Below are 13,133 nucleotides of genomic sequence, written 5' to 3'. Positions count from 1 at the left end.
GCACGGGCCGAACTCATCACCGAGGAGCGGGAGTTCGCCGAACTGGCGGGGGCGTGGGGGCGGCTGTACCGCCGGTGCGGCGCGGCCACCGCGTTCCAGAGCCACGCCTGGCTGCACTCCTGGTGGCTCTCGTACGGCACGCCGGGGCGCCTGCGTCTGGTGGTCGTGCGCGAGGACGGTGAACTGCTCGCGGTCGCGCCGCTGATGCGGGCCCGGCGACGGCTGCCGATGCTCGTGCCGCTCGGCGGACCGATCTCCGACTACGCGGACGTGCTCCTCGACGACGAGCACGCCGACCGCGCGGCGGGCCTGCTCGCCGAGGGGCTGTCGGCCGCGGCCCGCACCGCGCTGATCGACTTCCGCGAGGTCCGCCCCGGCGGGGCGATGGAGCGGGTCTACGAGCACTGGCGCGGACCGCGCCGCCAGGTCGGGGACTCCCTGTGCCTGGAGCTCCCGGCCACCTCGATGGACGAGCTGGTCGGCCGCCTCCCCTCGTCCAAGGCCCAGCGCGTCCGGGCCAAGCTGCGCAAACTCACCGCGCTCGGGGTCGAACAGCGGATGGTGGGCCCCGACGAGGTGGACGTGGCCCTCGGCCGGCTGCTCGAACTGCACCGGTTGCAGTGGGAGGGCCGGAAGGTGACGTCCGAGCACCTCCATGAACGGTTCTCGGAGCATCTGGTCCGCTCGGTGCGCCCGATGGTGCGGACCGGGGACGCCGTGGTCACCGAGTTCCGGCTCGACGGCACCGTGATGGCCGTGGACCTCACGCTGCTGTCCCGGCGCCTGGCGGGCGGCTACCTGTACGGCGCCCATCCGCAGTTGCGCGAACGCAAGGCGGACGTGGCGGTGATACTGCTCGACGCCTGCTCCCGGCACACCGAGGGCGGCGACCGCGGGACGCTGAGCCTGCTGCGCGGCGACGAACCGTACAAGCATCACTGGCGCCCGGACCCGGTCGTCAACCAACGGCTGCTCCTGGCCCGTCGGCGTACGGCGCCGCTGATGTCGGCGGTCGTCTGTGACGTCGCCGCGCGCCGACGGGGCAAGGAACTGCTGCGGAGCTGGAAGGAACGCGGTGGCGGCAGGCCCTGACCGACCCGCCGCCACCCGGGGGTCACCAGCCGCTCGGCCACCAGTCGCCGGACCACCACTCGTCCGGCGTCCAGTCGACACGCACGCACGGCTTCCCGCCGAGCCAGTACTCCACCCAGTCACCGAGCTCCAGCGGAGCGCAGGCGGCCTGGTCCGGTGTCGCGTGCGGGACGGGCTCGCGCGCCGGGGGCGGGGTCGGGGTCGGTGTGGAGACCGGCTCCGACACCGGCGTCTTGACCGGCGTCGGGGTCGGCTCGGCCACCGGCGTCTTGACCGGCGTGGGAACCGGCTTCGGCGTCGGTGTCGGGACCGGCTTCGGCGTCACGGTCGGCGTGGAGACCGGCTCCGAGACCGGCGTCTTGACCGGGGTCGGTGTCGGCTCGGCCGTCGGTGTCTTGACCGGTGTCGGGACCGGCTCGGCCGTCGGCGTCTTGACCGGCGTCGGGACCGGCTTCGGCGTCGGGACCGGTGTCGACGCCGGCTCGGACACCGGGGTCTTCACCGGTGTCGGAACCGGCTTCGGCGTCGGCGTCTTGACCGGTGTCGGAACCGGCTTCGGCGTGGAGGCGGGCTCGGTCGCCGGAGTCGAAGCCGGTACAGGCGTGGAGGGCGCCGCGGGTGTCGGCGTCGACGCCGGCTCGGACGCCGGGGTCGGTGCCGGAGCCGTGGGCGGCGGATCGGCGACGTGGGACAGCGCGGCCCGGTAGGCCTCGGCCGCCGACGGGTTGTCCTGGCACTGCCACACACCGTGCGGGCAGTAGTCGGTGAGCGTGTTGTACAGCGGCTTGTGCTCGTCGATCCACGCGAGCATGTCCTTCATGTACGACGCGTTGTCGCCGTTGCGATAAAGGCCCCACTCGGGATAGGAAATGGACTTGCCGTGGGCCTTGGCGAAATCCACCTGTTCCTGAAGCCCGTACGGCTCCTTCACCTGCTCGTCGAACGAAAGTCCCGACGGCTGGTCGTACGCGTCCATACCGATGATGTCGACCGTGTCGTCGCCGGGATAGCACTCGGTCCAGGGAATGGCGTCCCGGCCGCGGTTCGGCGTGAAATCGAACCGGAATCTCTGTCCCGGCACCGACCGCATGGTGGTGACGATTCTGTTCCAGTACGTCTTCCAGGCCTCCGGGTCGGGACCGCAGCGATGGGTGTACGTGATGCCGTTCATCTCCCAGCCGAGCACGATGACGGTGTCGGGCACCTTCAGCTCGACGAGCCGCTCGGCGAGCGCGCGGAAATGGTGGTCGAAGGCTCCGGTCCCGGCCTCGCGCAGCAGCCGGCGGACCTGGCCGTCGGAGAAGCCTTCCTCGTTGCGCTCCATCATGGGGACGTTGAGGACGAGCATCCGGTCGTCCTGGCGGCGGCGCCAGTCCGCCCAGGCGTCCAGGAATCCGGGCGCGCCCTCGATGTTGCTCCAGAGGTCGCCGGGCAGATACGTGTGGCCGACCCGCAGTTCGGTGCCGCCCAGCCACCGGCTGAGCTGCTCGATACGGGCGACGCCCTGGGGGCCGAAGTCGAGGTAGGCGCCGAAGGCGGGCAGCCCGGCCGCGCCCGGCCGGGCGGGCTTCACGCCGTCCCTGCCGGGTGCCGTGGGTCCGCCGGCGGCCGGGCTCGGCGTGCCGGTGGGCACCGGGGCCGACATCGCGGCCGGGCCGCCACCACGGACCGAGGCGTTCCGGGGTGGTTCCGCCGTCGTGGGTGTCGGAGCCGGTGGGTCGCCTACCCGCACCGCCCCGCCGCCCACGGCGTACGCCGGACCGGACGCGAGGGCGACCGACGTGACGATGCCGGCCGCGATGAACGCCAGCCTTCCGCTCCGGGGTCGCTGCCGCTGCCGCTGTGGGGCCATGCCTGCTCCTCTCCCTCTTGATTCTCGGATTTCCCTTTCCGATGACTGACACTCAGTCACATGAATGCGTATTCAGCCAACCGTGCTTTCGGTCTCCCGTTTTGATGATCACTCCCACGGGTGACCCGCCCGGTCTCCGTGCCCTCTCGATTCCGAAGGAGAGCCCGTGCAGAATCTCGACAGCCGAGTTCCCGCCGTGCTGCTGCGCATCGACCGGAATCCCTTTCACCACGGAACGCTGGGAGCCGTGCGCTCACTCGGCAGAGCCGGTGTGGAGGTGCACCTGGTCGCGGATTGCCAGGGAAGTCCCGTCCGCAGATCGCGCTTTGTGAGCGAGACGCACCCTCCGCCCCCACCCGGTTCGTCGCTCGCGGACATCGCCGAGGTGTTGCGCCAAGTGGCCGCCCGGGTTTCCCGGCCCGCCGTACTGGTCCCGTTGGATGACGTGAGCGCCCTCGCGGTGAACGGCCTGGGCGAGGAGCTCGCCTCCGGGTTCCTGCTGCCGCGCCAGCCCCGCGCTCTCGCCGAGCGCGTCGCCGACAAGGCCGAACTGGCCGCCCTCTGCGAGAGTCTGGGTGTTCCGCATCCCGTGACCCTGATGCCGCACAGCCCGGAGCAGGCGGCCGCCGCGGCCTGGCAACTGGGGCTGCCGCTGGTGGCCAAGTGGAGCCGGCCCTGGCTGATCCCGGCCGGGAGGGGTCTGCGCAGCACGGTGGTGGTCCGCTCCGCGCGGGAGGCGCGGGCTCTGTATCTGCGCACCGCGGAAGCGGGCAGTCCGCTGCTGTTCCAGGCCTACCTGCCGCCGGGGCCCGACCGCGACTGGTTCTTCCACGGGTACGTCGACGGGGCCGGGGTGACCCACGGCGGCGGCGCGGGCCGCAAGCACCACGCCTGGCCGCGCGGCGCGGGGCTGACGACCGTGGGCCGCTGGACGCCCAACCCGCGGCTCCAGGACCTCGTCGGGCAACTCGTCCGGGCCCTCGGCTACCGCGGTGTCCTCGACCTCGACTTCCGTAGGGACGACACGACGGGCCACTACCACCTGCTGGACTTCAACCCCCGCCCCGGCGCCCAGTTCCGGCTCTTCGAGGACGGGTCGGGCCTGGACGTCGTCCGCGCCCTGCACCTCGATCTGACCCGCCGTCCCCTGCCCGCCCCGGCACCCGTGCCGGGCCGTGCGTTCGTGGTGGAGAACTACGCCCCGCTCACGGCTCTGCGCCGGGGCGGCCCGCAGCGCGAACTGGCCTGGCACGCGCCGGACGACCGCGCGCCCGGACGCGCGCTGTGGGGTCTGTGGGCCCGCCATGTGACGCTGCGTCTGGCGCAGCGCGTCGGCCGTCTGCTGCGCGCACCGGCCGTCCCGGCGAGCACGACCGCAATAGCCGTCGCCGCTCCCGGGACGGCGACGGCAAAGGCCCTCTGGATGCCGGCTCCGGCGTCCGTCCGCCCGGCCGACCCGCAGGCGGGCTCCCCCGCCCGCGCCCTTGCCGACGACGAGAAAGCGAGCAGACGCTGATGTACGACCTCCTGGTGGTGGGAGCCGGCCCCTACGGCCTGTCCATCGCGTCCCACGCGGCGGCGGCCGGGCTGAGCCTGCGCGTCCTCGGCCGCCCCATGGCGTCCTGGCGTGACCACATGCCCCGCGGCATGTTCCTGAAGTCGGAGCCCTGGGCGTCCAGCCTCTCCGACCCCGAGGGCCGCCGGCGCCTGGAGACGTACTGCGCGGGCCGGGGTGTCGCGGCCCGGCACGGCGAGCCGGTCCCGGTCGAGCTGTTCGCCTCGTACGGCCTGTGGTTCGCCCGCAACGCCGTGCCCGACGTCGACGAACGCACGGTCACCCGCGTAGGGGTGTGCTCGGGGGGCTTCGAGGTCCTGACCGCCGACGGCGAGGTGCTGCGCGCCCGCGCGGTCGCCCTGGCCATCGGCGTGATGCCCTTCGTCGAGATGCCGTCCGCGCTGAGCGGCCTCGGGCCGGAGCGGGTGTCGCACAGCAGTCACCACGGTGACCTCTCCCGCTTCCGAGGGCGGGACGTGACGGTGATCGGCGGCGGCCAGGCCGCCCTGGAGACGGCGGCCCTGCTCACCGAACAGGGCACCCGGACAAGGGTCCTGGCCCGCGCCGACGGGCTGTCCTGGAACGACGTGCCGCCCGACTGGGAGCGGCCGTGGTGGCGGTCCGCCCGCGCGCCGCACACCGGCCTGGGCTGCGGGTGGCGCAACTGGTTCTACGCCGAGCGCCCCGGCCTCTTCCGCAGGCTCCCGGAACCCACGCGGGTACGGATCACGGCCTCCGCGCTGGGCCCCGCGGGTGCCTGGTGGGTCCGCGATCGGGTGGAAGGGGCGGTGGAGCTGATGCTGGGGCACGAGGTCACGTCGGCCCACGGCTCGGGCACCGGTGTACGGCTCGAAGCGGTGGACCGGGACGGCACGCCGACCCGTCTGGAGACCGACCACGTCATCGCGGCCACGGGGTTCAGGGCCCGGCGCGAGCGGCTCGGCCTGCTGGACGACGAGCTGCGCGCGGGTCTGGCGGTTCTGCCGGACGGTTCCCCGGAGGTCGGCCGGGACTTCGAGTCGTCGGTGCCGGGACTGTTCATGGCGGGTCTGATCACCGCCTCGGCCTTCGGCCCGGCCATGCGCTTCGTGCACGGCGCCGGCTTCACGGCGGGCACGCTGGTGCGCGGTGTGCGGCGACGGCTGCGCACGGGCACGGGCCGCGGCCGGATCCCGGCGCCCGGGGAGGGCCGTCGGCGGGGATCGGACCGGGGGCTCAGCGCCGGGCTCTGACACCGGCCGCGCAGCGATCGGACCGGCTCCGGCCGCCCGCCGGTCGGGTGTGCGAACCGGGTCCGGCCGCCCGCCGGTCGGACGCGTGAACCGGGTCCGGCCGCCCGCCGGTCGGACGCGTGAACCGGGTCCGGCCGCGCGCGGATCGGGCGCGGATCGGCTCCGGGTGCCGGGCGTGAGAACGCGAGCGGCACCCGGAGCGGGGCGTCACGGGCGGGACTGGGCCCGGCTGCGCCGGTACAGCAGGGCGCCGCCCGTCATCAGGGCGGCACTGATCGCGGCGTTGGCGAACACTCCCTCGCCGCCGGTCTCCGCCAGCGTGGGCGGGCTGTACTGCCGGTGCACCGTGGGCGGGGCCGGGGGCTGCTCGTGGACCGTCACGGGCGTGTGCGGAGTACGCGACTTCGGCGGCTGCGGGGGCGTGTGCGGAGGAGTCACCGGCGGAGTGCAATGGTGCGGGGTCGTCGCGTGGCCCTCCGGCGCGTGGTGGTGGGCGCACGAGTTGCCGAACACGGGGTTCGCGATGCCGATCACGTCCAGCGTGTTGCCGCAGAACTCGACCGGGATGTCCACCGGAGCCGCCACCTGGTCGCCCGAGAGGACGCCGGGCGATCCGTGCGTCCCGCCGTACGACGAGGAGCCGCCCCAACCGCCGTGGTGGGCACCCGAGTCACCGTGCCCCCGGCTCAGGTGACCGGAGTGCCCCTGCCGGGAGTCACCGTAACCAGAGTCCCCGTAACCGGACTGACCGTGCCGGGAGTCACCGTAACCAGAGCCGCCGTAACCGGACTGACCGTGCCGGGAGTCGCCGTAGCCCGAGTCGCCGTAACCACCGTGCGCACCGCCGTAACCGCCCTGGCCACCGGCCTGGTGACCCCCGTGTCCGGCGTGTTCGGTGCCACCGTGACCGGCGCCGCGTCCCGGGTGGTGCGAGGAGCCGGCGCCGTGCTGCGCGGGGTGGTGCGGCGCCGTGTGCCTGCCCTTCGAAACCGGGCCGTTGGCGCAGGAGTTGCCGAACGCCGGGTTGAGGGCGGCGACGACGTCGACCGTGTTGCCGCAGATGTTCAGCGGCACGTTCACCGGAACCTGGACGTTGTTTCCCGACGCCACGCCGGGTGAGTCCGAAGCGGTCGCGCTCGCGTTCGAGTCCGCGAAGGCCGGGCTGGCGTACAGGGACATGATGCCTGTCGCGGCCGCGGCCAGGACCACTCCCCTACTCAGGTTCTGTCGCACTCTTGTTGTCTTCCTGCTGGGAGAAGTGAGGAAGCCGGCCTTGGGGTCCGCGAGGCGGTCCAAGGCCGGCCGTGGCACAGCCTGAGGCGGCTGAAGTGCCGAAACGTCAGCCGTTGGCGCAGACGTTGCCGATCGCCGGGTTCAGCAGGGCGATCACGTTGACCGAGTTGCCGCACACGTTGACGGGGATGTGGATCGGGATCTGGATCACGTTGCCCGAGAGGACGCCGGGAGAGTTGGCGGCGAGACCCTCGGCGCCCGAGTCCGCGAAGGCCGGGGCAGCCATGCCCAGAGCCATGATCGCGCCGACGACGACGGAAGTGCCCTTGCTGAGCTTCACGTGCTTTCCCTTCTCTGCGGCCATGCCCCTTTGTCGGCCGGAACCGAGCGAGCGCACTGGGGCGGCTCGCATCATGACCTGCAGGCTGTGAACGAGGCACGGACCGCCGAAGAAACTGCGAAACGTAAGCCCATGAGGAATTCACTCGAATCGCCCTGCCCGGAATGGACACGGAAGCTTCACATCAGGAGAAACGCCCCTCTCGAAGGAGAAGCGTTTCACCCGGGACGGGAATGTCAACGCGACGGAAATGGAATTCATATATACGACGGGCCCACGTGTCGGGGCCCGGACCGCCCGCCTGGACACGACGTGCGGCCCGGGCCCCGGGCGGAGGTCAGCTGCCCAGGGCGCCGTTGCCCGACAGGACCGGGATGTTGTCCACGATGTGCGAGAGCGGCTCGTCACCCTTGGCCTGGGTGGAGTTCTCGGTGCACTGCTGGTTCTGCGGGGCGGAGAGGACCGGGACGTCCTGAAGACCGGCCTGCGCCAGCAGGCCGAGCACGTTCTGGGCGTTGACCTTGGCCGGCAGACCGATGCAGGGCTTGTTCAGCGAGCCCTGGACCACCGAGAGCTGGGGGCTCTGGTCGCCCTTGGTCAGGGCGTTGCCGTACGTCTGCTCGGCACCGTTCCCGTTGACCGTGGTGACGCCGTCGTCGTTGCCGATGGCCAGCGCCTGCGGGGCGGCCGCCGCCGAGACGCCGACGACGGAAGCCGCGACCGCTGCCACGGCCATTGCCTTCTTGAACATTTCTCCGGGTTCCTTTTCTGCCTGTGCCCGTATTCCTGTCTCCACCCCCAACCGGAGCCGAAGGGATTGGTTGCGTGACGTCACCCGATCGGGCTGTACGGCCCGTCCGAATTCACGGAACCTCTGGCCCGAGGATTTGACCGCTACGCCACCCACCTCGACCATTGGGGTGAACCGGAGCAACTATGCAGCCGGGGGCGAGTTGTCCAGATCGCTCCGGTGGACGGGGTTTCTCCAGAAGGGATCAGTAAGTGATCAAGAAGGTTATGGCTGCCGCGGCGATCGCCGCTTCCGTCGTCGGAGCCTCGGCCGCCGCCGCGCCGCAGGCGCTGGCCATCGGCAACGACAATGGCGTCACCACCGTCAACGGCAACGACGCCTCGCAGATCTACGGCAACCAGGCCACGTACGGCACCATGAGCCCGCAGATGGCGCTCATCCAGGGGTCCCTGAACAAGCCCTGCGTCGGTCTGCCGGCCAAGCTCAACGCCCAGAACGTGCTCGGCGCGGCGCAGATCGGCCTTCAGGACGTCCCGATCCTGTCCGCCCCGCAGAACCAGCAGTGCACCGAGAACTCCACCCAGGCCAAGGGCGACGAGCCGCTCTCGCACATCCTGGACAACATCCCGGTCCTCTCGGGCAACGGCGCCCTCGGCAGCTGACGCGCACGCCGCGTGCGGCGGGCCGCCGTCACACCGGCGGCCCGCCGCCGCTGTCACCTCCTCGACGACAGCGGCGGCGACGCGTCGGCCCGCGACCCCCGTGAGCCATCCGGGGGCACCCCGCAACCACCACCCACGCAGCACTGTTGATCATGATGCGGCTCCGCTCGGAGTCCGCTCTCCGAAAGGGCACAACGAACATGAAGAAGCTCTGGGCGACCGCGGCCGTCGCCGCCTCCCTCGTCGGCGTCGCCGCCGCCGCCGCGCCCCAGGCGCTCGCCATCGGCAACGACGACGGTGTCACCACCGTCAACGGCAACGGAGCGGTCCAGAAGTACGGCAACCAGGCCACGTTCGGCGACATGAGCCCCCAGCTCTCGCTGGTCCAGGGCTCCCTGAACAAGCCCTGTGTCGGCCTGCCGGCCAAGCTCAACGTCCAGAACGTCGCCGGCCTGGCGCAGATCGGCCTCCAGGACGTCCCGGTCCTCTCGGCCCCCCAGAACCAGCAGTGCACCGAGAACTCCACCCAGGCCAAGGGCGACGAGCCGCTCTCGCACATCCTGGACAACATCCCGGTCCTGTCGGGCAACGGCGCCCTCGGCAGCTGATCGCCTCCGCACCACGGACAGCGGGCCGCTCCTCGGAGCGGCCCGCTGTTCGCGTGTCCGGCGCGCTGTTCAACTCCCGTACAGGGCCTCGATCTCGACCGCGTAGGCCGTCGTCACCGCGTGCCTGCGCACCTTCAGGGACGGGGTGAGCAGGCCGTTGTCCTCGGTGAACTCGCCTTCCACCAGGGCGAACGCGCGAATGGACTCGGCCCGGGAGACCGCGTCGTTGGCGTGGTCCACGGCCCTCTGGACATCGGCGCGCATCCGGGGGTCGCGGACGAGGCCGGCGAGCGGGGTGTCCGCGGGAAGTCCGCGGACGGCGAGCCAGTGGGCGACCGCCTCGGCGTCGAGGGTGATCAGGGCCGCGACGAACGGGCGGTTGTCGCCGACGACGAGACACTGTCCGACGGGGGCGCGGCCGCGCAGCCGGTCCTCCAGGACGGCGGGCGAGACGTTCTTGCCGCCCGTCGTGATGAGGATGTCCTTCTTGCGGCCCGTGATGGTGAGATAGCCGTCCTGGTCCAGGGCGCCGAGGTCACCGGTGGCGAACCAGTCGCCCTTCAGGACGGCGTCGGTCGCCTCCGGGTTGTTCCAGTAGGCGCCGAAGACGACACCTCCCTTGATCAGCACCTCTCCGTCGTCGGCGATACGGACGGCGGTCCCCGGAACCGGCAGGCCGACCGTTCCCGGGCGGGGCCCGAGCGGCGGGACCACGGTGGCGGCGGCGGTCGTCTCGGTCAGGCCGTAGCCCTCGTAGACGATGATTCCGGCGGCGTGGAAGAAGAGGTTGAGGTCCCGGTCGAGCGGGGATCCGCCGCTGATGGCGTAGTGCGCGCGGCCGCCGAGTTCCTTGCGGATACGGCGGTAGACCAGCAGGTCGTACAGCGCCCAGGCCGCGTACAGGCCGGGCCCGGGGCCCTTGCCCGTGCCGAGGAACCGGTTCAGGTACGCCTCTGCGAAGCGCACGCCGACGCGGTGGGCGCGGTCGAAGGAGGCGGCGCGGCCCATCTTCTCGGCGGTCGCCCGCCCGGTGGCGTGGATCTTCTCGAAGAGATACGGCACACCGACCAGGAAGGTGGGCCGGAACTCCCGCAGCGCGGGCCGGAGTTCGCCCGGTTTGATGCTCGGACAGTGGCCCAGCTCGATCCGGGCCATCAGGCAGGCGATCTGCAGGGTGCGGCCCATGATGTGGGCGAGCGGAAGGAAGAGGATCGTCGACGCGGTCGCGCCGGTGACCTGCTGGAAGACGGGGTGCAGCAGCTCGACGGTGTTGGCGGCCTCGGCGTACAGGTTGGCGTGGGTGAGGACGCAGCCCTTGGGTCTGCCGGTGGTTCCGGAGGTGTAGCAGATCGTCGCGACGGTCTCGGGGGTGAGCGCGGCACGGCGCTCGGCGACCTCCTCGTCGGTGATGTCCCGCCCCAGGGAGGCGAGTTCGGCGAGGGCTCCCTCGTCCAGCTGCCAGACGCGCGGGGGTTCGGGGTGGCGGGCGACACCGGTGGAGACGGTCTCCGCGTTCGCGGGGTTCTCGACGATCACGAAGCGGGCGCCCGAGTCCCGGACGATCCACTCCACCTGTTCGGCGGAGGAGGTCGCGTAGACCGGGACGGTCTGGCCGCCGGCCGCCCAGACGGCGAAGTCGAGGACCGTCCACTCGTAGCGCGTCCGGGACATCACCGCGACCCGGCCGCCCGGTTCGAGGCCCGCCGCGATCAGTCCCCTGGCGGTGTCGGTGACCTCGCGGGCGAAGGCGGCCGCGGTCACCGGCGTCCAGCCGCCGGCGCCCGGCCGCCGCAGCACGACCGCGCCGGGAGCCTCGGCCGCGTTGGTGAACGGCAGGTCGGCCGTGCTGCCGGCGGCCGGGGTGGGCGCCAGGGTGGCGGTACGGGCCTCGCGGACCGTACCGCTCTCGTCCCTGACCAGCTCCACCCGGCCGCGGCCCGCCAGGTCCGCGTGCCGCTTCGCCCGTTTCAGGTCCTTGCGTACGCCCATGGCGGCTCCCGGTCGCAGGGTTCTTTACCGGCGAGTCAACTTACCCGTGCGTAACAGAATTTCAACGGGTCGCGCAGTCGTCGGCGCAGATGTCCAGTTCGTCGGCCTGCCCGATCGCGGTGGCGAGCGCCGCGACGTCCTTGTCCTCGGTCACGTTCGCCAGGGAGCGGGCCCGCGAGGCGAGTTCTCCGAGGGAGGGGACACCGGGCAGGGAGCTCCAGCGGGCGTCGCCGGAGCGCAGGTCGTCGGCGAAGTAGGCGGCCACGGCGGTGACCTGGAAGGAGTACGGCGAGGTCCAGACACCCTCGCGCAGACCGCCGGTCTCCAGGCTGCCGGACTCCTCGTGCGGGGCGCGGGAGCGGGGGTCGAGCCAGCGGACGGTCGCGGTGGCCAGATGCCCGGAGGCGCCGGGGCGGGTGCGGACGGCGTAGAGGGCGGTGACGGTGTGGCCGGGGCCCACCTCGCCGCCGTCCACCCGGTCGTCGCGGAAGTCCTCGTCGGCGACCTTCCGGTCGTCGTAGCCGATCAGCCGGAACCGTTCGACCGTCTCGGGGTCGAAGGCGACCTGCGCCTTGGCGTCGCGTGCCGTGAGGTCGATGTTCTGCGGAAGCCGGTCGCAGAAGACGGTGAGGGCGTCGTCGCGATCGGAGACGTACGTCGTGTGGCCGTCGCCCTTGTCGGCGAGGCGTTCCATGAGGGCGTCGCCGTAGTCGCTGCCGACACCCACGCCGAAGAGGGTGATGCCGTGCTCGCGGCGGGCGGAGGAGATCCGTTCGAGGATGTCGTCCGCGTCCGTGTCGCCGGTGTTGGCGAGGGCGTCGGAGATCAGGACGACCCGGTTGGTCGCTCCCTCGCGCAGCCCGCGGACGGCGGTCGCGTACCCGGTCCGCACGCCCGCGCCGAGGTTGGTCGAGTCGGTCGGCTCCAGGCTGCCGATCGCCCGGTGGACGCGGGCCCGGTGACCTCCGAGCCGGGTCATCGGCAGCACGGTCTCGGCTTCGTCGCTGAAGGTGACCAGGGCGACCGAGTCGTCGTCGCGCAGCCGGTCCGTCATCACGTCGAGGGATTCCGTGGCCAGGTCGAGGCGGCCCGGCTCCGCCATGGAACCCGAGATGTCGATGACGAAGGTGAGGGCGGCGGGCGGGCGTTCGCTCTCGCTCTCGGCGGGCCGGGTGGCGAGCCCGACCCGGACGAGGGACCAGCGTCCGTCGTCGGTGCGGGCTCCGTCGACGGACAGGGAGAAGCCGTTGCCGTCGGGGCGTTCGTAGTCCTGGCGGAAGCTGTTGACGAACTCCTCGGGGCGGATCGTCGAGGGGTCGGGGGCGCGGCCGTCCGCGAGGGTGCGGCGGGCGTAGCCGTACGACGCGGTGTCGACGTCGAGGGCGAACGTGGAGAGGTAGTCGGGCGACGGCTGGACGTCCGGGGCGTCCGACTGCTCGCCCTCGGTGCCGCGCTCGGCCGCGCCGCCGGTCGGCTGCGCGGGGCCCGGCAGCGGGAGGTTGTTACGGCCGCCGCCGGACTTGTCCGCGCCGTCCGAGGAGTTGCTGCCGTCGCCCGCGCCGCATCCGGTGAGCAGGAGTGCGCCCGCGAGGGGCAGGGCGAGCAGTGTCCCGGCGAGCCGTCGACGGCTCGCCCTCCGTGCGCCGCTGTGGGGGCGGCCCGCGAAGGCCGCCGTCCGTGTGTGCTTGATCCCCATCTGTGCCCCCTCGGCGTACGGCCCTTGTGTGGGCCGACTTGTGTGACTGTGACGGCCGAGGGGGCCGGTACGTGCGCTCGGATGCGTTGCGGAAGGATCTCGAAGCGGCCACGACGGCGGGCC

Annotated in this window: 10 protein-coding genes and 1 pseudogene; 5 read left to right on the top strand and 6 right to left on the bottom strand. The window is 72.2% G+C overall.

Annotation, left to right across the window (positions count from 1 at the left end; all coding sequences use genetic code 11):
• Positions 1-15 precede the first annotated feature (15 nt).
• Entirely contained in the window at positions 16-1,092 is a 1,077-nt protein-coding gene (locus ACF07B_RS01460; RefSeq protein ID WP_392177941.1) for a GNAT family N-acetyltransferase, read from the top strand.
• Positions 1,093-1,654: 562 nt separating this feature from the next.
• On the opposite strand, the pseudogene ACF07B_RS01455 reads toward ACF07B_RS01460, so the two are convergent.
• Positions 1,655-2,944, bottom strand: a pseudogene (locus ACF07B_RS01455) (glycosyl hydrolase); the annotation flags it as partial.
• 166 nt (positions 2,945-3,110) lie between these two features.
• Between ACF07B_RS01455 and ACF07B_RS01450 the strand changes: the two are divergent.
• The gene (locus ACF07B_RS01450; RefSeq protein WP_392177349.1) at positions 3,111-4,460 is read left to right on the top strand and encodes an ATP-grasp domain-containing protein; all 1,350 of its coding nucleotides are present in this window, start codon (positions 3,111-3,113) and stop codon (positions 4,458-4,460) included.
• Complete coding sequence (locus ACF07B_RS01445; protein WP_392177348.1) at positions 4,460-5,731, top strand: NAD(P)/FAD-dependent oxidoreductase; 1,272 nt, start codon at positions 4,460-4,462, stop codon at positions 5,729-5,731. The genes ACF07B_RS01450 and ACF07B_RS01445 overlap by 1 nt, the downstream gene beginning before the upstream one ends.
• Positions 5,732-5,938: 207 nt before the next feature.
• On the opposite strand, the gene ACF07B_RS01440 is transcribed toward ACF07B_RS01445, so the two are convergent.
• The 3 genes from ACF07B_RS01440 to ACF07B_RS01430 all read right to left on the bottom strand — a co-directional run bounded on the left by ACF07B_RS01440 (position 5,939) and on the right by ACF07B_RS01430 (position 8,055).
• Positions 5,939-6,964 carry a chaplin gene (locus ACF07B_RS01440; RefSeq protein WP_392177347.1) on the bottom strand — a complete coding sequence of 342 codons (1,026 nt, stop codon included), beginning with the start codon at positions 6,962-6,964 and terminating at the stop codon, positions 5,939-5,941.
• A gap of 106 nt (positions 6,965-7,070) precedes the next feature.
• Positions 7,071-7,328 carry a chaplin gene (locus ACF07B_RS01435; protein WP_369483487.1) on the bottom strand — a complete coding sequence of 86 codons (258 nt, stop codon included), beginning with the start codon at positions 7,326-7,328 and terminating at the stop codon, positions 7,071-7,073.
• Between the two features lie 313 nt (positions 7,329-7,641).
• Positions 7,642-8,055, bottom strand: coding sequence for a rodlin (locus ACF07B_RS01430; RefSeq protein WP_369483486.1), 414 nt, complete (start codon positions 8,053-8,055; stop codon positions 7,642-7,644).
• 251 nt (positions 8,056-8,306) lie between these two features.
• Between ACF07B_RS01430 and ACF07B_RS01425 the strand changes: the two genes are divergently transcribed.
• Both ACF07B_RS01425 and ACF07B_RS01420 read left to right on the top strand, forming a co-directional pair.
• Positions 8,307-8,717: a rodlin gene (locus tag ACF07B_RS01425; RefSeq protein WP_384238835.1), complete on the top strand. Its 411-nt coding sequence runs from the start codon at positions 8,307-8,309 to the stop codon at positions 8,715-8,717.
• Positions 8,718-8,917: 200 nt separating this feature from the next.
• Entirely contained in the window at positions 8,918-9,325 is a 408-nt protein-coding gene (locus ACF07B_RS01420) for a rodlin (protein WP_369483505.1), read from the top strand.
• Positions 9,326-9,394: 69 nt separating this feature from the next.
• Here ACF07B_RS01420 and ACF07B_RS01415 read toward each other — a convergent pair whose 3' ends face one another.
• Together ACF07B_RS01415 and ACF07B_RS01410 are read right to left on the bottom strand one after the other, a co-directional pair.
• Positions 9,395-11,314: an AMP-dependent synthetase/ligase gene (locus tag ACF07B_RS01415; protein ID WP_392177346.1), complete on the bottom strand. Its 1,920-nt coding sequence runs from the start codon at positions 11,312-11,314 to the stop codon at positions 9,395-9,397.
• A 61-nt stretch (positions 11,315-11,375) separates the two neighbouring features.
• Positions 11,376-13,010 carry a von Willebrand factor type A domain-containing protein gene (locus tag ACF07B_RS01410; protein ID WP_392177345.1) on the bottom strand — a complete coding sequence of 545 codons (1,635 nt, stop codon included), beginning with the start codon at positions 13,008-13,010 and terminating at the stop codon, positions 11,376-11,378.
• Between the last annotated feature and the right edge of the window lie 123 nt (positions 13,011-13,133).

It is taken from the genome of Streptomyces sp. NPDC015532, assembly GCF_043078065.1.
Lineage (GTDB): Bacteria > Actinomycetota > Actinomycetes > Streptomycetales > Streptomycetaceae > Streptomyces.
Note: the sequence above shows the minus strand (reverse complement) of the source record. Positions and strands in the feature narration are given on the sequence as shown.